Annotated in this window: 16 protein-coding genes; 12 read left to right on the forward strand and 4 right to left on the reverse strand. The window is 75.6% G+C overall.

What is annotated here, in order from left to right:
- Window positions 1-109 precede the first annotated feature (109 nt).
- Both F7Q99_RS38055 and F7Q99_RS43850 read right to left on the reverse strand, forming a co-directional pair.
- On the reverse strand, window positions 110-511 hold the full coding sequence (locus tag F7Q99_RS38055) for a hypothetical protein (protein WP_153471398.1): 402 nt from the start codon (window positions 509-511) through the stop codon (window positions 110-112).
- A gap of 81 nt (window positions 512-592) precedes the next feature.
- Window positions 593-1,090 (reverse strand): ketopantoate reductase family protein, encoded by a 498-nt coding sequence (locus F7Q99_RS43850; RefSeq protein ID WP_407697917.1) that lies wholly within the window; start codon window positions 1,088-1,090, stop codon window positions 593-595.
- 101 nt (window positions 1,091-1,191) lie between these two features.
- Between F7Q99_RS43850 and F7Q99_RS38065 the strand changes: the two genes are divergently transcribed.
- From F7Q99_RS38065 to F7Q99_RS38075, 3 genes are all read left to right on the forward strand, one after another.
- Window positions 1,192-1,965 carry an ABC transporter ATP-binding protein gene (locus F7Q99_RS38065; protein ID WP_407697918.1) on the forward strand — a complete coding sequence of 258 codons (774 nt, stop codon included), beginning with the start codon at window positions 1,192-1,194 and terminating at the stop codon, window positions 1,963-1,965.
- A gap of 5 nt (window positions 1,966-1,970) precedes the next feature.
- Complete coding sequence (locus F7Q99_RS38070) at window positions 1,971-3,362, forward strand: FtsX-like permease family protein (RefSeq protein ID WP_153471401.1); 1,392 nt, start codon at window positions 1,971-1,973, stop codon at window positions 3,360-3,362.
- A 106-nt stretch (window positions 3,363-3,468) separates the two neighbouring features.
- The gene (locus F7Q99_RS38075) at window positions 3,469-4,719 is read left to right on the forward strand and encodes a sensor histidine kinase (RefSeq protein ID WP_326847564.1); all 1,251 of its coding nucleotides are present in this window, start codon (window positions 3,469-3,471) and stop codon (window positions 4,717-4,719) included.
- Window positions 4,720-4,858: 139 nt separating this feature from the next.
- Here F7Q99_RS38075 and F7Q99_RS38080 read toward each other — a convergent pair whose 3' ends face one another.
- Window positions 4,859-5,521: a response regulator transcription factor gene (locus F7Q99_RS38080; RefSeq protein ID WP_153471404.1), complete on the reverse strand. Its 663-nt coding sequence runs from the start codon at window positions 5,519-5,521 to the stop codon at window positions 4,859-4,861.
- Here F7Q99_RS38080 and F7Q99_RS38085 point away from each other — a divergent pair.
- From F7Q99_RS38085 to pgm, 9 genes are all read left to right on the forward strand, one after another.
- Window positions 5,520-6,005 carry an AMP-binding enzyme gene (locus tag F7Q99_RS38085; protein WP_407697919.1) on the forward strand — a complete coding sequence of 162 codons (486 nt, stop codon included), beginning with the start codon at window positions 5,520-5,522 and terminating at the stop codon, window positions 6,003-6,005. The genes F7Q99_RS38080 and F7Q99_RS38085 overlap by 2 nt on opposite strands.
- 388 nt (window positions 6,006-6,393) lie before the next feature.
- Window positions 6,394-7,674, forward strand: a complete 1,281-nt coding sequence (locus F7Q99_RS38090) for an MFS transporter (RefSeq protein WP_153471544.1) — start codon at window positions 6,394-6,396, stop codon at window positions 7,672-7,674.
- Between the two features lie 31 nt (window positions 7,675-7,705).
- Window positions 7,706-9,031, forward strand: coding sequence for a non-ribosomal peptide synthetase family protein (locus F7Q99_RS38095; protein ID WP_195911418.1), 1,326 nt, complete (start codon window positions 7,706-7,708; stop codon window positions 9,029-9,031).
- A gap of 143 nt (window positions 9,032-9,174) precedes the next feature.
- Window positions 9,175-12,255, forward strand: coding sequence for a non-ribosomal peptide synthetase (locus F7Q99_RS38100; protein ID WP_153471406.1), 3,081 nt, complete (start codon window positions 9,175-9,177; stop codon window positions 12,253-12,255).
- 100 nt (window positions 12,256-12,355) lie between these two features.
- A complete protein-coding gene (locus F7Q99_RS38105) occupies window positions 12,356-13,528 on the forward strand; it encodes an acyl-CoA dehydrogenase family protein (RefSeq protein ID WP_153471409.1) in 1,173 nt (390 codons plus the stop codon).
- Between the two features lie 25 nt (window positions 13,529-13,553).
- A complete protein-coding gene (locus F7Q99_RS38110) occupies window positions 13,554-15,371 on the forward strand; it encodes an AMP-binding protein (protein ID WP_230211311.1) in 1,818 nt (605 codons plus the stop codon).
- A 67-nt stretch (window positions 15,372-15,438) separates the two neighbouring features.
- A complete protein-coding gene (locus F7Q99_RS38115) occupies window positions 15,439-17,280 on the forward strand; it encodes a non-ribosomal peptide synthetase (RefSeq protein ID WP_153471416.1) in 1,842 nt (613 codons plus the stop codon).
- Window positions 17,277-20,078, forward strand: a complete 2,802-nt coding sequence (locus tag F7Q99_RS38120) for a condensation domain-containing protein (protein ID WP_153471419.1) — start codon at window positions 17,277-17,279, stop codon at window positions 20,076-20,078. Before F7Q99_RS38115 ends, F7Q99_RS38120 begins: the two co-directional genes overlap by 4 nt.
- Before the next feature lie 211 nt (window positions 20,079-20,289).
- Complete coding sequence (gene pgm, locus F7Q99_RS38125) at window positions 20,290-21,930, forward strand: phosphoglucomutase (alpha-D-glucose-1,6-bisphosphate-dependent) (protein WP_153471422.1); 1,641 nt, start codon at window positions 20,290-20,292, stop codon at window positions 21,928-21,930.
- A gap of 69 nt (window positions 21,931-21,999) precedes the next feature.
- Here pgm and F7Q99_RS38130 read toward each other — a convergent pair whose 3' ends face one another.
- Window positions 22,000-22,497, reverse strand: a complete 498-nt coding sequence (locus tag F7Q99_RS38130) for a MarR family winged helix-turn-helix transcriptional regulator (protein WP_326847565.1) — start codon at window positions 22,495-22,497, stop codon at window positions 22,000-22,002.
- Between the last annotated feature and the right edge of the window lie 198 nt (window positions 22,498-22,695).

Below are 22,695 nucleotides of genomic sequence, written 5' to 3' on the forward strand. Positions count from 1 at the left end.
TGGGCTGCGGTCCCGGTGTCCCTTCTACCGTGCGGCGGCGGGCCCGGCGCAGCGACAGGCCGGGCGGGCGTGGGCGGCCGCCACCCGCCGCCGCGCGCCCGGCCCGCCGTCAGGCCGACCCGCAGGCCGTGGCCACCTCGCCGGCCGCTCCGGCGACCGCCCCGAGGTCGGGCTGCTTTCCGTTGTTGATGTCGTTCTGGGCGTTGTCGACGGCCTTGGACAGCTTGTCGGTGGCCTTGTCCAGCTTGTCGCCGCTGCCGCTCTCGCGGATCCTGCGGACGTCCTCGCCGATCTTCCTGAGGGCGTCGAGGGTGTGCTTGCGCTTGCTGTCGTCGGTGATCTGGCCGACGTTGATCGCCGAGTCCATCAGGTCCTGGACGTCGCCGGTGATGCTGATGGCCCGCTTTCCGCAGTCCAGGGCCTGGTCGGCGTTCTTGCAGGCGGTGAACAGCGGGGCGGCCGTGAGCAGGACGACGGCGGCGACGGTCAGGCGGTACGGCTTCGTTGTCATGTCGGTATCCCTCCCGCCCTCACCAACGCCGAACTGCCGTGCGGCGGTTCCGCCGTGGCACGAATGCCGGCACACGAACCCTCAACGGCCCTCGCCCAGTTCCCGGACCAGCCCGGCGATCACCGGCGTCTCGATTCCGTGCCGGGCGGCGGCCCGCAGGACGGCGCCGCCGATGGTGTCGAGTTCGATCGGGCGGCCGGCCTCGGCGTCGCGCTGTGTCGAGGACTTCATGGCTTCGGGTACCGCTCGCGCAGCGCCGCGACGTGGTCGAGGCCGTTGAGTAGCGTCACGACGAGCCCGGCGCCGAAGGCTTCCGGCGGCATCCGGTCGAGCGCGGCGGTCGGGGTGTCCGCGGGCCCAGGTGCAGGGGAGCCGGAGCGCAGGTTGTGGTCGCTGAGTCGGGGACACCCGGGCGCTCGGCGCGCAGCGCCTCCACGACATCGTGGGCCGGCCGAACGCGTCGCCGTCGTAGAGGCCCACCGGGCGCTGGGACCGGCCGGCTGGGCGGGTTGGCGGGCCTCGGTCCGGGGCGGGCTTCCAGAGCAGGCCGGGACGCCCGGGTGTAGCCAGGTCCACCATGCCGAGGGGGTGTCACCACCTGCGGGGTTCGGTTTTCCGAACCCCGGATTCGGGGGCCAGCACAATCGACCGGCGCGTCCCGTTTGCCCAGGATGGAGGGCATGGCTGAGATGACGACAGATACCGCCGTGGTGACGGCGCAGACGTGGACGGGCGCTGCCGCCCGGGCGGAGGAGCTCCACCGCGCGTACGGGCGGGGCGGGGCCGCGGTGCGGGCACTGCGGGGGGTGTCCGTCGCCTTCGCACCGGGCACGTTCACGGCGGTGATGGGGCCCTCGGGCTCCGGCAAGACGACGCTGCTGCACTGCCTCGCCGGGATGGACCGGCCCACCGGGGGCACGGTCTGGTGGGGCGGCACCGAGGTGTCGCGGCTGCCCGAGCGGCGGCTCGCCGAGCTGCGGCGCAGCCGGGTCGGGTTCGTGTTCCAGGCGTTCAACCTGATGCCCGCGATGACGGTTGCGCAGAACGTCGAGCTGCCCGGGCGGCTGGCGGGGGAGCGGCCGGACCGGGCCCGGGTGCTGGACGCGCTCGCCCGGGTGGGGCTCGCCGGGCGCGAGCGGCACCGGCCCGGGCAGCTGTCGGGCGGCCAGCAGCAGCGGGTGGCGATTGCCCGGGCGCTGGTCGCACGGCCGGAGGTGCTGTTCGCCGACGAGCCGACCGGTGCGCTCGACCGGGCGACCGGGCACGACATCCTCGACCTGCTGCGCGCGGGCGTGGACCACGACGGGCAGACGTGCGTCATGGTCACCCACGACCCGGTCGCCGCCGGGTACGCGGACCGGGTCCTGCTGCTGGCCGACGGACTGCTCGTGGACGATTTGGTGCGGCCGACCGCCGCCCAGGTCGGCGAGCGGCTGAGCCAGCTGGGAGGGTGAGTGCCATGAGCGCCACGCTGTCCCTGGCCGCCGGCCAGATCCGGCGCCGACCGGCCGCCTTCGCGGGCCTGGCGGTCGCCCTGTTCCTCGCGGTGGCGGCGGTGACGCTGTTCGGCTCGCTGTTCGCCGCCGACGTCGCGGCGCCGGACTCGGCCCGTTCGGCGGCGGCGGCCGGCGGGCCGGGCCTGATGGTGATCGCGGGCGCGTTCGGCGAGATCGCGGTGCTGGTCGCGTTCTTCGTCGTGGTCAACGCGCTCGGCTTCACGCTGCGGCAGCAGCATCGCGACCTGGCCCTGCTGCGGACGATCGCGGCGACACCCCGTCAGGTGCGCCGGCTGGTACGCGTCCAGGTCGTGGTGACCGTACTGTTGGTGGCCCCTCCCGGGTGGGCGGCCGGAACTTCGGGCGGACGCTGGTTCCTTGCCGCGCTTCAGCACCGCGGGATGGCCGCGCCCGGAATCCGGATACCCAGCACGCCGCTGCCCACGGCCGTCGCACTGCTCGCGGCACTCCTCGTCGGGCTCGCCGCGGCCGCCGTCGCGGCCCGGCGGATCACCCGGATCACCCCGGCCACCGCGCTGACGGCGAGCACCACCGGCCAGGGGCGGGCGGGCGCCGTGCGGCTGCTGGCCGGGGCGGGCGTGCTCACCGGCGGCGTGCTGCTGTTGCGTCTCGCAGCGACCAGGCCGGGCGCTGAGCTCGACAAGGCGGGCCAGGCGGCGCTGCTCGGCTCGCTGGTGCTGCTGGTCGCGGTGGCCCTGCTCGGGCCGCTGGCCGCGCGCGTCATGGCCACTGCGCTCGGTGCGCCGATCCGCACGCTGGCACCCCGGGCGGGCTGGCTCGCTGACGCCAACCTGCGCGGCTACGCGGGTCGGCTCTCCTCCGCCGTGGTGCCCGTTGCGCTGCTGGTCGGGCTGTCGGGCACCATGTTGATCATGACGACTACGGCCGAGCACGCGGTACGCGCGACCGGCGCCGCCACCAGCGTCACCAAGGCCGGCGACGTCTGGCTGCGCCAGGCGGAGCTGGGGATGCTGGTCTGCTTCGCCGCTGTGTCCACGGTGAACACCCTGGTGGCGCTGACCGCGGACCGTCGCCGTGAGTTCGCACTGCTTCGGCTGGTCGGCGCGACGCGGCGGCAACTGTTCCGGATGCTGTCCGCCGAGGCTGCGCTGACGGCCGCGGTGGGGGTGCTGCTCGGCGCGGGCGTCGCGGCGATGGCGTCGGGGGCGTTCAGCCGGGCGGCGACGGGGTCGGTGGTGCCGGTGGTGCCGGGTGCGGCATGCGGGTGGGTCGCCGCAGGCGCGATGGTGCTGACGGTACCGGCGGTCCTCGGGGCGGGGTTGCGGGCGACGGGCGGTTCGGCGGCGGAGGTGGCGGGTGGTGAGCGTGGGTGAGTGACGCCGGTGGAGGGCTGTCGTTCGCCGTCGTGATCGGTTCGGGTGTTGTGGCAGAGGAGTGTTGTGGCAGAGGAGTGTTGTGGCAGACGGGTGGTGAGTGCGGGTGAGTGAGGTCGGTCCGGCACTGGCGTCTGGTGGGCGGTTCCTGTCCGTCCGGGGTGGCGAGTTCGCCTTTGCGGTGCTCGGGTTGCCGCTCGGGGTGCTCGGCGGGGTGTACGCGGTCGCCGTGCTGTACGTGGGAGCGCTGCTGTCGCTCACCGTGCTGGGCCTGCCGTTCGTGCTCGTCGCCCTGGCCGGGGCGCGCGGGCTCGGTGCGCTGCACCGGCGGCTGGTCGGGCGGCTGCTCGGTGAGCGGGTGGCGCCGCCGCCGGCGCTGCCCCGCCCGCACGGGATGCTCGCGCGGGGGCGGGTGGGGCTGACCGACCCGGTGGCGTGGCGGTCGCTGCTCTACCTGCTGCTGCGGCTGCCGCTCGGGGCGTTCGGCTTCGCCGTCGCGGTCCTGCTGCCGCTCGGCTGCGCCTGGGCGATCGGCTTCCGGCTCTGGATCAGGCTGCTGGAGCCCGGGCCGAGGCCGGTCGGCTGGCTGGACGTGGCCTCCGCTCCGGTCGGGCTCGCCGTCCTGACCGTGCTGCCTGCGGCGCTGCGGGCGCTGAGCGGTGCGAACCGAGGCCTGGCCCGGCTGCTCCTGGGTCCGGCCCGGTCCCAGGAGCGCGTTCGCGAGCTGGAGAGCGCTCGGGCCACCCTGCTCGCCGAGAACACCGACCGGCTCCGCCGGCTCGAACGCGACCTTCACGACGGCACTCAGGCGCAGTTGGTGGCCCTCGCCATCACCCTTTCCCTCGCCGACGACGTGCTCGACGCCGTCCCCGAGACCGCGCCGGACCTGGAGCGGCTGCGCAGCCTGGTCGGCCGGGCACGCGGTCAGACCGACGACACCATCGCGGGCCTGCGCCGGCTCACCCGGGGCATCCACCCGGTGGCGCTCGACGGCGGCCTCGGCGAGGCGCTGCCCGGCCTCACCGCCACCTCGCCTGTGCCGGTCACCGTTCGGCTGGACCTGCGGGAACGGCCCGGCGAGGCCATCGAGCGGGCCGTCTACTTCTGCGCGGCCGAGCTCCTGACCAATGTCGCCAAGCACAGCGGCGCCCGAACGGCCGAGCTGGCGGCGACGGCTGCGCGCGGCCGGGTCAGGCTGACGGTCCGGGACGACGGGCGCGGCGGCGCCTCGCTCGGAGCGGGGACGGGGCTTTCGGGCCTGGCCGCGAGACTCGCGGCGGTGGATGGCGCGTTGCGGGTGGAGAGCCCGCCAGGTGGTCCGACAGTGGTGACGGCGGAGCTGCCGAGCAGGTTGTGACGCCGGGGGTCGTCTTACGGGGGGCGGCGCTTCGCTCGGCGTGAGGACGGCTTGCGGCGGTGGGCCGTCGGCCCGATGGCGTGGCGGTGGCCGGCGCCGCACCCCGGGGCGCGTTGTGAACTCGGTTGCCTCTGCCCGGCTACCTGCTCTCGGCGAGGTAGGTCAGGACGGCCTTGACCCGTCGGTTGTCGGCGTCGGTCGCGGGCAGGTCGAACTTCGCGAAGACGGCTGCCACGTGCTTCTCCACGGCCCGTTCCGACACCACCAGGCGGGCGGCGATCGACCGGTTGGAGTGGCCCTGGGCCATCAGTTCCAGTACCTCGCGCTCACGCGGTGTCAGTGTGCCGACCCGGGTGCGCTGTCCGCCGCGCATCAGCCGGGTGACCACGTCCGGGTCGAGCGCCGTGCCGCCCTCCGCGACGCGGTGGAGGGCGTCCACGAACTCCGAGGTCCGGGCGACCCGTTCCTTCAGCAGGTAGCCGATGCCGGCCGCGCCGTCCGCGAGCAGGCGGGCGGCCCAGGCGGTTTCCACGTGCTGGGAGAAGACGAGGATGCCTACCTCGGGCGTGCCGGCCCGGATCTCGACGGCGGCGCGAATGCCCTCGTCGGTGTGGGTGGGTGGCATCCGGATGTCGACGACGGCGACGTCCGGTCGGTGCTCGGCGACGGCGGCGATCAGTTCGGGGGCCGTCCCGGCGGTGGCGACCACCGTGCACCCGCGGGCGCCGAGCAGTTCGACCATCCCGTCCCGGAGGATCACGGAGTCCTCGGCCAGTACGACGCGGAGCGGCTTGTCGATCATGCCGCCATTATCCGGGCCGGCCCGGCGCGGCCCGCACCGAGCCGGCCCGGGCCGGACGGAACTGCCGCGGGGGGAGCAGGGCGAGATCCACGTCCGCTCGGCCGGCGTCATGGCCGGGTACTGGAAGCGGCCCGACCTCACCGCCGAGGTGCTGCGCGACGGCTGGCTGCACACCGGGGACGTCGGCTACCTCGACGAGGACGGCTATCTCTACCTCGCCGACCGGCTCAAGGACGTGATCATCGTGGTCGGCGGGCACGTGTACCCGTCCGAGGTGGAGGACCTCCTCCTCACCCACCCGGCGATCGCCCGGTGCGCGGTCTTCGGGGTCCGCGACGGGCAGGAGGCGGAGCACGTCCACGCCGCCGTCGTCGCCGTGCGGGACACCGGCCGGACCTCGCGGAGGTCCGCGGGTTCGTCACGGCGCGCAAGGGCCGGATGTACGCGCCGGAGGCCCTGCACCTCGTGCCCGAGATCCCGCTGACGGCCGTCGGCAAGCCGGACAAGAAGCGGCTGCGGACCACGCTGGGGCAGTGAGCGGCCCTCTATCATCCGCACACAACCGTGAGATGACCGATCGTCAACGCTCCACACGATCCGGCCAAGTTGAGCGCGTCCGTCCGATGGCTGGAAGGCATGTGTCCGAATATCGGACGAAGGTATGGACGGGGTGCGCCGCAGGCGGTCGGCCGCTCCGCGGGTCCGGTTTCCCCTGGACAGCGTGCTGCAGGTGTGGTGGCGGGGCGCGCCGGGGACGCGTCGACGCAGATCGGGCGAGTGGCGGGATCGGGTCGGCGCTCGGTTAGTCCGGAAACGGACCCGCCGGTTGCCCGGTAGCGGAGCGGTGACCGAGAGTCGTACTGATGAACGAGATGAGCGAGACGCCCACCCCTTCCCGTAGTCGCCTCCTCGATCACCGTGACTTCCGGCTCCTGCTCTCCGGCGCCGCCGCGGCCCAGACGGGCAGTCAGGTGACCCTGGTCGCCCTCCCGCTGGTCGCCGTGGTCGTTCTGGACGCCGACCCGTTCCGGGTCGGCCTGCTGACCGCCGCCGAGACCGCGGCGTTCCTGCTGGTCGGCCTGCCCGCCGGGGCGTGGCTGGACCGGATGCGCAAACTGCCCGTGCTGATCCGCGCCGACGTGGTGCGCTGCCTGGCCGTCGGGTCGATCCCGCCGGCCGCCGCGCTCGGCGTGCTGACGATGGCCCAGCTCTACCTGGTGGCGCTGGTCACCGGGGTGGCGACGGTCTTCTTCGACGTCGCCCACCAGTCCTTCCTCCCGTCCGTCCTGCCGCGCGAGCACCTGGTCGGCGGGAACGGGGCGCTGGAGACCGTCCGCTCCACGGCGCAGATCGCCGGGCCGGGGCTCGGCGGCGGGCTCGTCCAGCTCCTCGGCGCGCCGCTCGCGATCGTCGCGGACGCGTGCGGGTACCTGGCCTCCGCGCTGCTGCTCACCCGGATCCGGGTCGCCGAGCCGCAGCCGGAACCGCAGCCCGGACGGTCGCTGCGCGCCGAGGTGGGGGAGGGCGTGCGGTTCGTGCTCCGGCACCCGCTGCTGCGGGCGATCGCCGCCGCCACCGCCGTGGCCAACCTGTTCTCCGCCGTGCTGATGGCCGTCCAGACGGTCTTCTGGGTGCGCGTGCTGGACCTTCCGCCCGGCGCCATCGGGGTACTGCTGTCGGCCTCCGCCGTCGGCGGCCTGGCGGGCGCGCTGTGCGCGGGGCGGCTGGCCCGGGCGGTCGGACAGGCCCGGCTGATCTGGCTCGCCCCCGCCGTGACCTCGCCGTTCGCGGTGCTGTGGCCGCTGTCCGGCGGCGGCGCGGGTGTGCTGCTGTTCGGGGTGGGCTCGGCGGTCGTGCTGTTCGGCGCGGTGGCGTACAACGTGGCCCAGGTGAGCTTCCGCCAGGCCGTCTGCCCGCCCGAACTGCTCGGCCGGATGAACGCCACCATGCGCTTCCTGGTCTGGGGCACGCTGCCGCTCGGCGCGCTGGCCGGGGGCGCCGTCGCGGAGGCGGCCGGGCCGCGGACCGCGCTGTGGCTCTGCGCGGCGGGCCTCCTGCTCATGCCCGTGCCGCTGCTGCTCTCACCGCTGCGCCGGCTGCGCGAGCTGCCGGTCGAGGACGCGCCCCGGGCGGCCGTGAGCTCGACGCCCTGAACCGAACCGATACGAGACCGGAGACCGTTCCGTGCACGCCAGCACCGCCGGCAGCGCCGCCGGCAACACCCCCAGCCGCCCCGCCGGCAGTACGGCCGGCATCACCGCCGCCTACCTCGCCCGGTACCGCGCCGTCGCCGCCGGCACACCCGGGGCCGTCCTCCCCGTGACCGGCGCCCAGCGGCGCTTCCTGATCAGCCGCCGCCTCGCACCCCTGGGCCGGCCGGAGATCGTGCCCGTCTTCTTCGCCTACCCGCGCGGCACCGTCGACCTGCCTCGGCTGCGCCGCGCCGCCGCCGCGGTCGCCGCCCGGCACCCGGCGCTGTGCGGCGGCTTCACCAGCGTCCGGGCCACGCCCGTGCTGCGCGTCGGTGGGCCGTCGGCCGAGGCCGCCCGGGTGGCCGTCGCCCCCGGCGGCACGGCCCGGGAGGCGCTGCGCGAGGCCCTGCTCGACTGGCCGGCGGACGGACCGGCGCTGCGCCTGCTGGTCGCCGAAGAGCCGGACGGTGACGAGGAGTTGCTCGCGGTCGCGCTGGACCACGCGGCCTGCGACGAGCAGTCGCTGGGCACCGTCACGGCCGAACTCGCCGACGCGTACGCGCAGGACGCCGAGCCCGGCCACGCCTCCGACCCGGACGCCCTCGCGGCCTACCGCGAAGCCGTCGAGTGCCAGCTCGCCGCCGAGGACGCCGCCTCCACCCCGGCCGCACAGGCCCACTGGGGAAAGCGGCTCGGCGGCCTGGCCGGCACCGCAGGAAGCGTCGCGCAGTCCACCGGGATGCTCACCCACCGGCTGCCCGCCGCCACCGGCGCCGCCCGGAGCGCCGTCTTCCCCGCCCTGCTGGACGCCGTCGCCGTGGCCGCGCACCGGCTGCACGAGACGGATGCTCCGCTCGCCCTCGGCTACCCGTGGGGCGGCCGCCCGCCCGGGGCGCCCACCGCGCTCGGCTGCTTCCTCAACACCCTCGTCCACCAGACGAGCGCCCACCCGGCGAGGGACCTGGACGCAGTCTCCGACGCATGGTGGGACGACCTCGACCACGCCGACACGCCCTTCGATGAGGTGGTGCGCGCCGCCCGCGCGGCCGGTGCCCCCTGGACCGGCGCCCTGGACGGCCTGCTCACCCTGGAGGACCTGCACCGTCGCCCGCCGCTCGCGCTCGACGGCGTCCCCGGCCGGGAGATCCACCTGGCCGGGCGCCCCCTGCCCGTGCCGCTCGCCGTCTCCGCCTCGCACGGCGACGACCTGCTGATCCGCCTCGCCTGGGACCGCGAGCGCTTCCCGGACGCCACCGCCGAGGCGGCGTTCGACGGCCTGCTCGGCGCCCTGCGCCACCACCTCCACCCGGCCGCCTGAGCCCCGAATCCCCCAACACCCCCACGCCCGACCGCCGTTCGCGCCACCACCCTCGGCGCGCCCGGACCCGGCCGGAGCGGGACCACCCCACGCCCGCGCCGCCACAGCACGACGAACACGCCCGCCACCACAAGGGAGTCGCCATGTTCGCCCTCTCCTCATCGCAGGAGATCGTCTGGCTGCACGAGCAGATGCTGCCCGGCAGCCGCGCCTACAACTTCACCGCCGCGCTCGACCTCTGGGGCACGCTCGACCAGGACGCCCTGCGGGCCGGCCTCGCCGCCGTGCTCGCCCACCACCCGGGCCTGCGGCTGGAGTTGGTAGCCCGGCCGGAGGGCCTGCCCGGCCAGCGGGTCGCCGACGGCTGCCCGCCGCGCCTGCGCACCAGCGACCTCTCCGCCGAGGCCGACCGGGAGGCCGCCTTCCGCGCCCTGCTCGCCGCCGAGGCCGAGGAGCCGCTGGACACCGCGCAGGCACCGCTGCTGCGCTGGCACCTGGTCCGCCTCGCCGAGAACCACCACCGGCTCGTCCACGTCGAGCACCACCTGATCCACGACGGCCACTCCTTCGCGATCCTGCTGCGCGACCTGTTCACCGTCTACCGCGCCCACGTCCTCGCCGAGCCGTACGCGCTGCCGTCGGCCCCCTCGTACGAGCAGCACGCCCGCACCGCCGCCGGCCCCGACGAGGACGGACTCGCCTTCTGGCTGCGGGAGTTGGCCGACGCCCCGCGCGAGGTCACGCTGCCCGGCCTGGCCCGCCCGGGCGCCGTCCGCCGCCACCGCGGCGGGCAGCTGCGCCAGGCGATCGGCGCCGACCTCGCCGAGCGGCTTCGCGAGCGCAGCAAGGCGGACGGCCACACCCCGTTCAGCACGCTCCTCGCACTGCTCGCCGAACTGCTGCGCCGCCACAGCGGCCACGACGAGCTCGTCGTCGGCACCGCGGTCGGCAACCGCCCGGCCGGCTTCGAAGGCACCGTCGGCATGTTCGTCAACACCGTGCCGCTGCGGCTGCGCCTGGACCCGCAGGCGCCCGGCACCGAGGCCGTCGACGAGGTGACGGACGTCCTGCTGCGCGCCCTGCCGCACCAGGACCTGCCGGTCCAGGAGCTGACCCGGTGCCTCGGGCTGCACACCACCGGCGCGGACAACCCGCTGTTCAACGTGATGTTCAGCGCGCACGACGCGGCGCTGCCCGACGTCCGGGTGCCGGGCCTGGAGGTCCTGCTGTACGAGGGCTTCAACACCGGCACCACCCGGTTCGACCTCGACCTCGTGCTGATCCCGGACGACCGCCGGATGGTCGGCGAGAAGCACGGCCCCGCCGGGATGACCCTGGTGTGGGACTACGACGCGGACCTCTTCGGCGAGGCCGAGGCCGCCCTGCTGGCCGAGCGGCTGCTGGAGCTGCTGCGCGGCTATCTCGACCGGCCGGAGGCTCCGCTCGCGGCCCTCGCGTCCGTCGCTCCCGCCGCCGCGGCAGCCGCTCCGGAGCCCGCCACCCTCGACCCGGCCGCCGCCCACGACCCCACCGCCCTCGCCCTGATCGCCGGCACCGAGCGGATCACCTACGGCGAGCTGGACCGCCGGGTCGCCGCGCTCGCCGAGCGGTTGCGTGCCGCCGGGGTGACGCCCGGCCAGCCGGTGGCCGCCGTCCTGCCGCGCGGCGTGGACGGCGTCGTCGCCCTGCTCGCCTGCCTGCGCCACGGCGCCGTGTACGCGCCGCTGTCCACCGAGGACCCGGCCGCCCGGCTCGGGCTGCTGCTGGGGCGGCTGGCCCCGGCCCTGGTGCTGGCCACCCGCGAGAGCGCGCTCGCCCTGCCCGCCGAGGGCGTCACCCCCGCGCTCCTGGACGGCCCGGCCTTCCCCGCGGCCGCGCCCGCCGCGGTGCTCGACGGCGTGGCATACGTGATCCACACCTCCGGCTCGACGGGCGTGCCCAAGCCCGTCCTCGTCGGCCGTCCCGCGCTGGCCGGCTACGTCGCCGCGCTCGCCGGACGGTACGGGCTGACCGCCGCCGACCGGGTGCTCCTGTTCGCCCGCCCGTCCTTCGACGTGGCACTGGAGGAGGTGCTGCCCGCGCTGGCCGCCGGCGCCGCCCTCGTCGTCCCGCAGCGCGACGTGCCCACCGGGCCCGAGCTGGTCGCCGTCCTGGCCGCCCGCGGCGTCACCGTCGCCAACCTGCCCACCAGCTACCTGCTCGCCGTCCGCGAGGACCTGCGCGAGGCGCTCGCCGACGGCCGCTGGGCACCGCGACTGCTCGTCCTCGGCGGCGAGCGGCTGCCCGCCCGCGCGCTGGCGGGCCTGACCGACGCCACCACCGTGCTCAACGCCTACGGCGTCACCGAGGCCACCGTCACCTCCACCGTGCACGAGGTCGCCCCGGCCGACCTGGACGGCGACCGCGAGGTGCCGCTCGGCACCGAGCTGCCCGGCGTGCGGATGCACGTCCTGGACGCCGCCCTGCGCCCGCTCCCGGCCGGCTGCGTCGGCGAACTCGCCGTCGGCGGCGCCATGGTGGCCGACGGCTACCTCGGCCTGCCCGAACCGACCGCGGAGCGCTTCCGCGACCTCCCCGGCATCGGACGGGTCTACCGCACCGGCGACCGCGGCTACCGCGACCTGGACGGCCGGCTGCGCTTCCTCGGCCGCACCGACAACCAGGTCAAGCTGCGCGGCCACCGGATCGAGCTGGAGGAGATCGAGGCCGCGGCCTCCGCCGAACTCGGCGGCCGCTCCTGCGCGGTGGTCCTGCACACCGACCCCGAGGACGGCCCCCGCCTGATCGGCTTCCTGGAAGGCGCCGAGCGGCCCGACCAGGCCGTCCTGCACGCCGCCCTCGCGCAGCGGCTGCCCGCCGGGCTCGTCCCCGCCACCTGGACGGCCCTGCCCGCGATGCCCATCCTGCCCGGCGGCAAGCCCGACCGCGCCGCCCTCGCCCGAATCGCCGCCGAGGCGCCCGCGCCGGCCGAGGCCCCCGTGACCGCGACCGTTTTCGACGGCCCGGGGGAGGAACTGGTCGCCGCCGCCTGGCGCGAGGTGCTCGGGCACGACCGGTTCACCGCCGAGTCGCACTTCTTCGAGGTCGGCGGCCACTCCTTGCTGGCCGCCCAACTCGCCGCCTGGCTGGAACCGCACCTCGGCGGCCGGCCCCCGCTGCGCACCCTCTTCCGCCACCCCGTCCTGGCCGACCAGGCCCGCGAACTGACCGGAGGTGCCGCGTGAGCGAGCGATGGGGGTACCGCCGGCCGGAGGCCGGGGGAGAGCGAATCATCAAGAGGTGCACGTGGTTGAGTGCCCCTGCCGAGCGAAGCGAGGTGGCTGCATGAACGCCACCCCCTCGTCCGTCCTGGAAGACGGCCACCGCGAGATCGTCGACGCGTTCGAGAGCTTCATCCGCCGCGAACTCGTCCCGCTGGCCGCCGAGTTGCCCGAGACCGCCGACCAGCCGCCGGCCGACCTGCGAGCCTACGTCCGCAAGCGCTCCGCCGCGCTCGGCTTCTACGCCGGCGACTACCCCGAGGAGCTCGGCGGCGCCGGCATTCCGTTCACCGCCGTCGTGCTGCTCCACCACGCCGCCGGCCGCAGCGGCTGCGCGCTCGCACCGTACGCCCTGGCCGGCTCCGACGGCCCGAGCCCCTTGCTCCGCAAGGGCACGCCCGAGCAGATCGAGCGCCACCTGGTGCCGCTGGTGCGCGGCGAGCAGACCCGCTGCCTCGCCCTCACCGAACCGCACGCCGGCTCCGACGCGTTCCGGCTCACCACCACCGCCGTCCGCACCGGCGACAGCTGGGAGCTGAACGGCCGCAAGACCTTCGTCAGCAACGCGGACCGGGCCGGCCTCGCACTCGTCGTCGCCGCCACCGACCTCGGCGACGGCCGCCCCGCGGGCGCCACCGCCTTCGTCCTCCCGATGGACCAGCCCGGCCTGCGGATCGGCCAGCGCTACGAGGGCATGTCCGGCGAGCCGCTGTTCGAGCTGCTGCTCGACCGGGTCACCGTCGGACCGGACGCCGTGATCGGCGGCGAGGAGGGCATCGGCGCGGCCACCGCCCTCGCCATCGACAGCCTCTCCCGCGGCCGCCTCGTCGTCGCCGCGACGTGCAACGGCATCGCCGAGTACGCGCTGCGCATCGGCGTCGAGTACGCCCGCGAGCGGCAGGCGTTCGGGCGGCCGATCGGCGACTACCAGCACGTCCAGGAGCACCTGGTGACCACCCGGGCCGAGGTGGAGGCGTCCAAGCTGCTCACCCTCGCCTGCGCCCGGCTGGTCGACGCGGGCACCGAGGCGCCGGAGAACGCGGCACTCGCCAAGCTCACCGCCTCCGAGGCCGCCGTCCGCGCGGTGGACCGCTCGCTCCAGGTGCACGGCGCCACCGGCTGGGTGCGCGGCCACCCGCTGGAGTTCCTCTACCGCCACGTCCGGATGATGACGATCATCGAGGGGACCTCCGAGGTCCAGAAGGTGATCGTCGCCCGGGCCATGGGCCTGAACTGACGGCCGGTCGACCATGGAGACGACGATGGAATCCCTCAGCATCGAATACGGCCGCCCGCACCGGGACGGCGCGGTCCTCGACCTGTTCACCACCTGGGCGCACCGCTCCCCGGACGCGCCCGCGCTCATCGACGGCGAACGCACCTGGAGCTACGCCGAACTCGACCGCCTCGCCGACACCGTCGCCGACGCCCTGCGCGAGCGGGTGCGGCCGGGCGACCTGGTCGGCGTCTGCCTCGACCACTCGGCGGCCCTGGTCGCCGTCACCCTCGCGACCGCCAAGCTCCGCGCCGTCCACCTGCCGCTCGGCCCACGCCCCGGCGAGCGCCGGCTGCAGGCCGTCGCCGAGCAGCTGCGACCCGCCTGCCTGGTCGGCGACCCGACCCTGCTGCCGCCCGGTCACCGCCCCGGGGAGCACGCAGCGCTCGCCGTGCCCACGGAGGGGGCCAACGCCGCCCGCGCGGTGGTCGCCGCGTTCGCGCCCGGCGGCGCGGTCGCCGTTCCCAAGGGCACCCACTACGCGGTCCTCACCTCCGGCTCCACCGGCACCCCCAAGGCCGTCGCGGTCGGCGAACCCGCTCTCGGCGCGCTGCTGCACTGGTACCGCGACCTGACCGGGCTCGGCCCCGGCGACCGGCACAGCCTGCTGATCGGGGTGGCCTTCGACCCGCACCTGGGGGAGCTGTGGGGCACCCTCACCTCCGGTGCCGCGCTCAGCGTCGCCCCCGACGCGGTCCGCTGGGACTCCGGCGCCCTGACCGACTGGTGGCGCGAGGCCGGGATCACCGTCGCGATGCTGCCCACGCCGCTCGCCGAGCCCGTCCTCGACCGTCCCTGGCCGGCCGGGCTCGCGGTGCGGCACCTGACCGTCGGCGGCGACCGGCTGCGCCGGGCGCCCGGTCCGGACGTCACCGCCACCATTCACAACGCCTACGGTCCTGCCGAGGCCACCGTGGCGACCACCGTGCACACCATGGCCCCCGGCGGCGGCCACGGCGCCGGCGCACCGCCGATCGGCCTGCCGATCCCCGGCGCCGTCGTCCTGGTCACCGACGACGACGGGCGGCCGGTGCCGCGCGGGCGGGCCGGGGAGCTGCGGATCGGCGGACGGGGCCTGGCTGCCGGCTACCTCGACCCCGAGCTCACCGCCCGCCGGTTCGTCGCGGCACCCGACGGTGTCGAGGGCAGCGACCGGGTCTACCGCACCGGCGACCGGGTGCTGATGCGCGCCGACGGCGTGCTGGAGTTCCAGGGCAGGCTCGACGACCAGGTGAAGGTCAGCGGCGTGCGGATCGAGCCGGCCGAGGTCGAGGCCGCGTTCGAGCGCGACGCTCGGGTGCGCCGCGCGGTCGTCGCCGCCGAACCGGCCGCGGCGGGCGGCTCGCGGCTGCTCGCATTCGTCCAGACCGCGCTCGCGGAGCCGCCGACCGAGCCGCCGACCGGCCCGGACCTGCTCGCGGCGGTCCGCCCCTGGCTGCCCGAGCAGGCCGTGCCCTCGGTCGTCCGGCTGGTCGACACCTTCCCGCTCGACGCCAACGGCAAGGTCGACCGGGCCGCCCTGCTCGCCACCGCCACGGCGAGCGACGGGGAGGACGGCGCCACGCCCACCGAGCGCACCGTCCTGAAGCTCAGCCGCGACCTGCTCGGCCGCGCCGACCTCGGCCCGCTCGACAACTTCCTGGACGCGGGCGGCAATTCACTCGCCGCCGCCCGCCTGCTCGCCGCGCTGGAGGAGGAGTACGGGGTGCGGCTGCGCGCCGCCCAGCTGCTGCGCCAGCCCGACGTGCGAGCCATCGGACGGCTGGTGGACGAGCGGCGCGCCGCCGTCGCCGCCACCGTCTGACCGCCGCCTCCAGCCCTCGATCAGGGCGCCCCGGCCGCCGCCGGGGCGCCCGGAAGGGAACCACGTCATGTCCGCTGTGGACACCGTCCCCGCCCTGATCGCCCGGCACGCCGAGGAGCGCCCGCGAGCGCTCGCCGTGACCGACGGCACCACCGTCCTGACCTACCGCGAACTCCGCGACGCCGCAGCGCGGTTGGCCGCCGTACTGGCCGCCCGCGGGATCGGCCCCGGCAGCGCCGTCGGACTGCTCTGCGCCCGATCGACCCGCCTGGTCGTCGCCCAGCTCGCCGTCTGGTGCGCGGGCGGCCACGTCGTCCCGCTCGACCCGGCCTACCCGCGCCCGCGCATCGCCGAGATGACCGAGGATGCCGGCGTCCGGCTCACCCTCGGCGACAAGGCCCTGCTCGCCGAGGCCGGGCTGCCCGAGGGGCACACCCTCGTCCTCGCCGAGCGCGGCGCCGGCCCCGACCTCGAAGGCGCCGATCTCGAAGGCGCCGATCTCGATGGCGCCGATCTCGATGGTGCCAGCGTTGATGGCGCCGCCCGGCACGTGGTCGACCCGGCCGCGACCGCCCTGCTGCTCTACACCTCCGGCTCCACCGGCCGGCCCAAGGGCGTCCGGATCCCGCACCGCGCCATCGCCGACCTCATCACGGCCCCGGACGCGATCGCCCTCGGCCCCCGCGACCGCGTGCTGTTCCACTCCGCCGTCACCTTCGACGCCTCGACCGTCGAGCTGTGGGCCCCGCTCGCGCACGGCGCCGCCGTGGCCGTCTCCACCGCCGACCGGCCCACGGCCGAGGAACTCGCGGGCGACGTCGAGCGGTTCGGCGTCACCACGCTCGTCCTCACCACCGCGCTCTTCCACCACTTCGCCGCCCGCCAGTCCCGGATCTTCGGCGTGCTGCGCACCCTGGTCGTCGGCGGCGAGGTGCTCTCGCCCGACCACGCCGGCGCCGTGCTGCGCGCCTTCCCGTGGCTGGAGCTCGTCAACGGCTACGGACCGACCGAGGGCACCACCTTCACCACCATGCACCGCGTCGACCCGGCCGACTGCACCGGCCCGGTCCCCATCGGCCGCACCGTCGGCGGCGCCCGCACCCTCGTCCTCGACGAGCACCTGGCACCCGTGCCGCCCGGCACCGTCGGCGAGCTGTGGATCGCCGGTGCCCGGCTGGCCGACGGGTACCTCGACCGGCCCGAGCTCACCGCGGAGCGCTTCCGCGATCTCCCCGGCATCGGGCGGGCCTACCGCAGCGGCGACCTCGCGCTCCAACGCCCGGACGGCGTCCTGGAGTTCCACGGTCGTGGTGACGACCAGGTCAAGGTCCGCGGGTTCCGGATCGAGCCGGGCGAGGTCGAGCACGCGCTGCTGCAACTCCCCGAGGTCGCCGAGGCGGCCGTGGTCGTCCGCCGGCCCGGCCTCGCCGACGCCGCCCTGACCGCCTGCATCGTCCCCGCCGAGGGCGCGCGCCCGCACACCGACACCCTCCGCGCCCGGCTCGCCGAACGGCTCCCGGCCCACCTCGTGCCCACCGCCTGGACGGTCCTGGCCGCGCTGCCGCTCACCACCAGCGGCAAGGTCGACCGCAGGGCACTCGCCGCAGACGACGACGGCCCGGCCACGCGCCCGGCGGATCCGGGCGCGCAGCTCACGCCGATCCAGCAGGCCGTCGCCGACGCCTGGGCCCGCGCCCTCGGGCACCCGGTGACCTCCGCGGCCGCCGACTTCCTCGCCGAGGGCGGCCACTCGCTGCTCGCCATGTGGGTCGTCGACGACCTCCGCGAGGACCTCGGCGTGGAGCTCTCGCTCGCCGACTTCCTCGGCCACCCGACCGTCGCCGCCCAGGCCGACCTGCTCGAACGCGCCCTCCGCGCCTCGCACGACACCTCCGGGGATGCCCGATGACCACCACCGACCAGGCCGACCTGCTGCGCCGCGCCCGCCGGCGCGCCTCCGCCTCCTCCAGCTCCTCCTCCCGCCCAGCCGCCGCCGGCCTCACCGGCCCCGCCCCGCTCTCGCACGCCCAACAGCGGATGTGGCTGATGGACCACCTCGGCCAGGGCGGCGCCCTCTACAACGTCCCGCTCGCCACCCGCCTGTGCGGCCCGCTCGACCCCGCCGCCCTCGCCACCGCCCTCACCGCGCTCACCGAACGGCACGCCGTCCTGCGCACCCACTACCGCCGGCGGGGCGACGAGCCCTACCAGGAGGCCGCGCCGGTCACCCCGGTGCCCCTCCCGGTCGTCGACGCCACCGAGCCGGACGCCCCCGCCCTGCTCGCCGCCGAGGCGTCCCGCCCGTTCGACCTCGCCACCGGCCCGGTCCTGCGCGCGCTGCTGCTCCGCCACACCCCGGACGACCACACGTTCCTTTTGACGATCCATCACATCGCCGTCGACGGTGGATCCCTGTCGATCCTCGCCGCCGACCTCGCCGCCCTCTACGAGGCCGCCCGCACCGGCCGACCGGCCCACCTTCCGCCCGCCGGACTGCCGTACGCCGACCACGCCCGCCGCGAACGCGCCCGCGATGCCGAACTCACCGCCGCCGCAGATGCCCGCGCCGCCCACCTGGCCGGTGCCCGCCCCCTCTCGCTGCTGCGGCCCGTCCCGCCCGGCGCACGCGAGCGCCGCGCGGCCCTGCACAGCGCCCCGCTCACGCCCGGTATCCTCGACGACCTGCGCCGCCTCGGTGCCCGGCACGGCGCCACGCTGTTCGCCGTCGTCCTGGCCGCCGCCTTCGCGACCCTGCGCATCGCCTCCGGCGAGACCGACCTCACCCTCGGCTGCGCCAGCGGCCACCGTGCCGGGCCCGACCTGCGCCGCACCGTCGGCCTGGGCGTCAACACCCTCGCCGTCCGGGCCGACGTGGCGGGGGACCCGGCCTTCACCGAGGTCCTCGCCCGCGTCAAGGCCGCCCTCCTCGACGCCCAGGAGCACCACGACGTCCCGTTCGACCTGGTCCTCGAACGTCTCGGCGCCGCGGCGCGCACGGCGGACGGCAGCTCCCTGCTCGCCGTGAGCTGCGACGTCGTCCACCCGGCCGAACCCCTGACCCTGCCCGGACTGCACGCCGAGACCGTCGAACTCGACCTCGGCCTCGCCAAGTTCGGCCTCGCCCTGCTGGTGGAGGACGGCCCGCGGCCGCGCTACCTCGTCCAGCACGACCGGGACGCCCTCGACGAGCGGACGGCAGGACGGCTGCTCACCGCGTTCGCCGAACTCCTCGCCGCCATCGCCGCAGACGAGCACCGCCGCCTCGACGCGCTCCCCGGCGAGCGGCTCACTGCCGCCGAACATCCCTGCGTGGCAGCGCTGTTGACTGACCCGCGAGTCGCCGAGGCCACCGCCGTCCGGCCGTCGGACGGCCCGCTGCTCGCCTACGCCGTCGTGCGCGGGCCGGTAGCCCCCAGCGGCGGCGAACTCCGGGCCGGCCTGCGCGGCACCGTGCAGCCAGCTGAACTCCCCGCCGCCGTCGTTCTGTTGGACCGGATGCCCTGCCACCCCGACGGCACCCCCGACCGCAGCCGCCTGCCCGGCACCGCACGCCAGGCCGGCGCCGGACCCGGGCCGCTTGCGGCCGTCCGCACGGCCTTCGGTGAACTGCTCGGCGGCACCCCGCCCGCCGACGGCGACTTCTTCCACCTCGGCGGCCACTCCCTGATCGCCGTCCAGCTCGCCGAACGCCTGCGCACCCGGACCGGACTCCCGCTGACCGGCCTCGATGTCCTGGAACAGCGCACCCCCCACGCCCTCGCCGCCCTCCTCGCCACCCGCGCGGACGAACGTCGTGCCGCCCGCTCCCGCACCGGCGCCCCGGTCGCCCGCTCCCGCGCCGGCACGGTGCTGGTCACCGGCGCCACGGGCGGGGTCGGCGCCGCCGTCCTCCAGGAACTCATGGCCCAGGGCCGCCCGGTTCGGGCCCTGGTCCGCCCCGAGTCGGCCCACCTGCCCGCCCTGAACGGCGCCGAGGTGGCGGAGGGCGACCTCGCCGACCCCGACAGCCTGCGCCGCGCCGTCGAGGGTGCCGACGCCGTCATCCACGCCGCCTGCACCTTCACCGACCACGCCACCGACGTCGCCGCGATGCGCACGCTGGTCGACGGCTGGCGTGGCGGCCCGTTCGTCTTCGTCAGCAGCATCGACGCCTACGGCCGCCCCGCCGGCACGGACGTCGCCGAAGGCGCCCCATCCGGCGAACTGGTCAGCCCCTACGGCCGGGCCAAACTCGACTGCGAACGGATGCTCCTGGACGCCGCCCGCGGCCCTGCCAGCATCGTGCGCGCCCCGATCGTCTGGGGCCCCCACCGGCGCCTGCGCGACCAGCTCCGCTGGGGCTCCACCGGCGCCCTCTACCAGGCCGCCCTGGCAGGCCGGCCGATCACCCTCCCCGACGGCCCGGGCTGGACCGGCGTGTCCTGGGTGCACTCGGCAGCCCTCGCCCGCGCTCTCGCCGCCTGCGCGACCGAGAACCCACCGGCCGCCGGGCGCGTCGTCAACGCCGTGACGGGCCACGTCTCCTGGGCGGACTTCACCACCGAACTCGTCCGCCTGCTCGGCTCCACCAGCACGATCGACCTCGGCCTCGAGGCGGATCCTGAGCTCCAACGCCCTTGGCACTACCGGGCGGAGACCCTCGCCGCCGCCCTCCGCCCCGAACCCGGCGAGGACTGGCGCGGCGTCCTCGCCGCCATGGTCGGCTGACGGCCACGAAATCGCAGGCCCCGGTGCATCCCTGCCCGGGGCCTGCGCCGCATCCGCCCGCCGTTCGACGCGCTCCCGGACGTCATTGACACGGTTGGTCCTTCTCCGTGACGGCGCCCGCGGGCGGGTGTGGGGTGTGGGCGTGTTCTGGCTACGATCGGTCGTACGGGGCAAAGGGATGTGCTGGGACTGTGGCGGGAGTGAGGGACGGATGACGCACGTGCGGGCGGGCCGGTTGGCCGAGCCGGGAGACCTGGTGGACGTGGCGCGGCTGGTGACGGCGTACTACGCGCTGCACCCGGATCCGCAGGAGGTGGGTCAGCGGGTGGCGTTCGGGACCTCGGGGCACCGGGGCTCGTCGTTGGACGTGTCGTTCAACGAGGACCACATCGCGGCGACCACGCAGGCGATCTGCGAGTACCGGAAGCAGCAGGGCATCGCGGGGCCGCTGTTCCTGGGGGCGGACACGCACGCCTTGTCGGAGCCGGCGAAGGTGACGGCGGTGGAGGTGCTGGCGGCCAACGGGGTGCAGGTGCTGCTGGACAGCGCCGACGGCTACACGCCGACGCCGGCGGTCTCGCACGCGATTCTCTCCCACAACCGCCGCAGTCCCCGGGCGTTGGCCGACGGGATCGTGGTGACCCCCTCGCACAACCCGCCGCGGGACGGGGGATTCAAGTACAACCCGCCGAGCGGGGGGCCGGCCTCGTCGGAGGCCACCGGGTGGATCCAGGATCGAGCGAACGAGCTGATCCGTGAGGGTCTGCGGGGCGTGCGGAGGGTGCCGTACACGCGGGCGCTGGCGGCGGCCACCACGAGCCGTTACGACTTCCTGGGCACGTACGTGGAGGACCTGCCGCAGGTGCTGGACCTGGACGCGGTTCGGGCGGCGGGTGTGCGGATCGGTGCGGACCCGTTGGGCGGGGCCTCGGTGGCGTACTGGGGCCGGATCGCGGAGGTGCACCGACTGGATCTGACGGTGGTCAATCCGGTGACCGATCCGACGTGGCGGTTCATGACGCTGGACTGGGACGGGAAGATCCGCATGGACTGTTCGTCGCCGGCGGCGATGGCGTCGCTGATCGAGCGCCGGTCGGAGTACCAGGTCGCCACCGGCAACGACGCGGATGCCGACCGGCACGGCATCGTCACCCCGGACGGCGGCCTGATGAACCCCAACCACTACCTGGCGGTGGCGGTGGACTACCTGTACCGCCACCGCGGGGACTGGCCGGGCGATGCGGCCGTCGGCAAGACGCTGGTGTCCTCCTCGATGCTGGATCGGGTCGCGTCCGATCTCGGGCGTGAGCTGCTGGAGGTGCCGGTGGGCTTCAAGTGGTTCGTCGACGGGCTGCTGGAGGGGTCGATCGCCTTCGGCGGGGAGGAGTCGGCAGGGGCGTCGTTCCTGCGCCGCGACGGCGGGGTGTGGACCACCGACAAGGACGGCGTTCTGCTGGCGCTGCTGGCCTCCGAGATCACGGCCGTGACCGGGAACAGCCCCAGCGCGTACTACCGGGAGCTGACCGATCGCCACGGCGCGCCCGCCTACGCCCGCGTGGACGCGCCGGCGAGTCGTGACCAGAAGGCGCGGCTGGCGCGGCTGTCCCCGGAGCAGGTCGGCGCGGGCGAACTGGCGGGGGAGGCGGTGACGGCGGTGCTGTCCAAGGCGCCGGGCAACGGGGCGGCGATCGGCGGCATCAAGGTGTGCACGGACAACGCCTGGTTCGCGGCCCGGCCTTCGGGCACGGAGGACGTGTACAAGATCTACGCCGAGTCCTTCCACGGCGAGGAGCACCTGGCCCGGGTGCAGGAGGAGGCCCGCGCTCTGGTCGGCGAGGTCCTCGGCGCCTGACCGGATCCTGCTGTGCTCCGTCTCCGGGTCGGTGGATCCGGGGACGGGGCACAGTCATGCCGTGGGGTGTCACGGGGTGTTGAACGGTCCCTGTTCGATGAAGCGCGTGAGCCCGTGTGCGAATATCCGGGCCTGCTCGGCGGGCCAGCCGGCGAGCGTCTGCTCGATGCTGTCGGAGAGGCGCCGGCGCATCACCGCGACCGCCTGCTCGCCGTCCTCGCTGAGGGTCAGCAGGGTGGCACGCTGGTCGGTGGGGTCGCTCTCGCGGCGCAGCAGGCCGGCGTTTTCCAGGCGGGTGGCGCGCCGGCTGACTCCCGAGCGGTCGAGGCCGATCTCGGCGGCCAGGTCGGCGGCGCTGCGGGCCCCAGTGCGGGCCAGCGCGGAGAGGACGGGGTAGGTGGCCTCGTCCACGGCCTCGCCCATGCCCTCGGTCAGGCGCCGGTGGAGTGCGGCGCGCGCGGGGCGGCGCAGGAGGGTGGCGAGGGCGTCGGCGACGGTCTCCCCGAGACCCGTGACGGCCTCCGGGGTCGGGCCGGGAGCGGGTTCGCGGCTGGGAGTGGGATTCACCTTTCGATCGTAGCGTGCGCATCGCACGCATTCTCGAGGTGGAGTCGCCGCCAGAAATGCGCGCGACATGCACGCACTGGAACGCCGCCTCGGCTCCGTCGGCTGATCCGTCGGGTGCCTCAGTGCCGGGTCGGGGCCAGGGCCTGCACTGGCTCCGGCTTCGGATTCGGCGCCGTCTTCGGTGCCCGTTCGCGCGTG

The sequence above is a fragment of the Streptomyces kaniharaensis genome (genome assembly GCF_009569385.1).
Classification (GTDB): Bacteria; Actinomycetota; Actinomycetes; order Streptomycetales; family Streptomycetaceae; genus Kitasatospora; species Kitasatospora kaniharaensis.

Coding starts and splice junctions, on each gene's coding strand:
- F7Q99_RS38055 (WP_153471398.1), bottom strand. CDS start 511: ATGACAACGAAGCCGTACCGCCTGACCGTCGCCGCCGTCGTCCTGCTC.
- F7Q99_RS43850 (WP_407697917.1), bottom strand. CDS start 1,090: ATGGTGGACCTGGCTACACCCGGGCGTCCCGGCCTGCTCTGGAAGCCC.
- F7Q99_RS38065 (WP_407697918.1), top strand. CDS start 1,192: ATGGCTGAGATGACGACAGATACCGCCGTGGTGACGGCGCAGACGTGG.
- F7Q99_RS38070 (WP_153471401.1), top strand. CDS start 1,971: ATGAGCGCCACGCTGTCCCTGGCCGCCGGCCAGATCCGGCGCCGACCG.
- F7Q99_RS38085 (WP_407697919.1), top strand. CDS start 5,520: ATGCCGCCATTATCCGGGCCGGCCCGGCGCGGCCCGCACCGAGCCGGC.
- F7Q99_RS38080 (WP_153471404.1), bottom strand. CDS start 5,521: ATGATCGACAAGCCGCTCCGCGTCGTACTGGCCGAGGACTCCGTGATC.
- F7Q99_RS38090 (WP_153471544.1), top strand. CDS start 6,394: ATGAGCGAGACGCCCACCCCTTCCCGTAGTCGCCTCCTCGATCACCGT.
- F7Q99_RS38100 (WP_153471406.1), top strand. CDS start 9,175: ATGTTCGCCCTCTCCTCATCGCAGGAGATCGTCTGGCTGCACGAGCAG.
- F7Q99_RS38105 (WP_153471409.1), top strand. CDS start 12,356: ATGAACGCCACCCCCTCGTCCGTCCTGGAAGACGGCCACCGCGAGATC.
- F7Q99_RS38110 (WP_230211311.1), top strand. CDS start 13,554: ATGGAATCCCTCAGCATCGAATACGGCCGCCCGCACCGGGACGGCGCG.
- F7Q99_RS38115 (WP_153471416.1), top strand. CDS start 15,439: ATGTCCGCTGTGGACACCGTCCCCGCCCTGATCGCCCGGCACGCCGAG.
- F7Q99_RS38120 (WP_153471419.1), top strand. CDS start 17,277: ATGACCACCACCGACCAGGCCGACCTGCTGCGCCGCGCCCGCCGGCGC.
- pgm (WP_153471422.1), top strand. CDS start 20,290: ATGACGCACGTGCGGGCGGGCCGGTTGGCCGAGCCGGGAGACCTGGTG.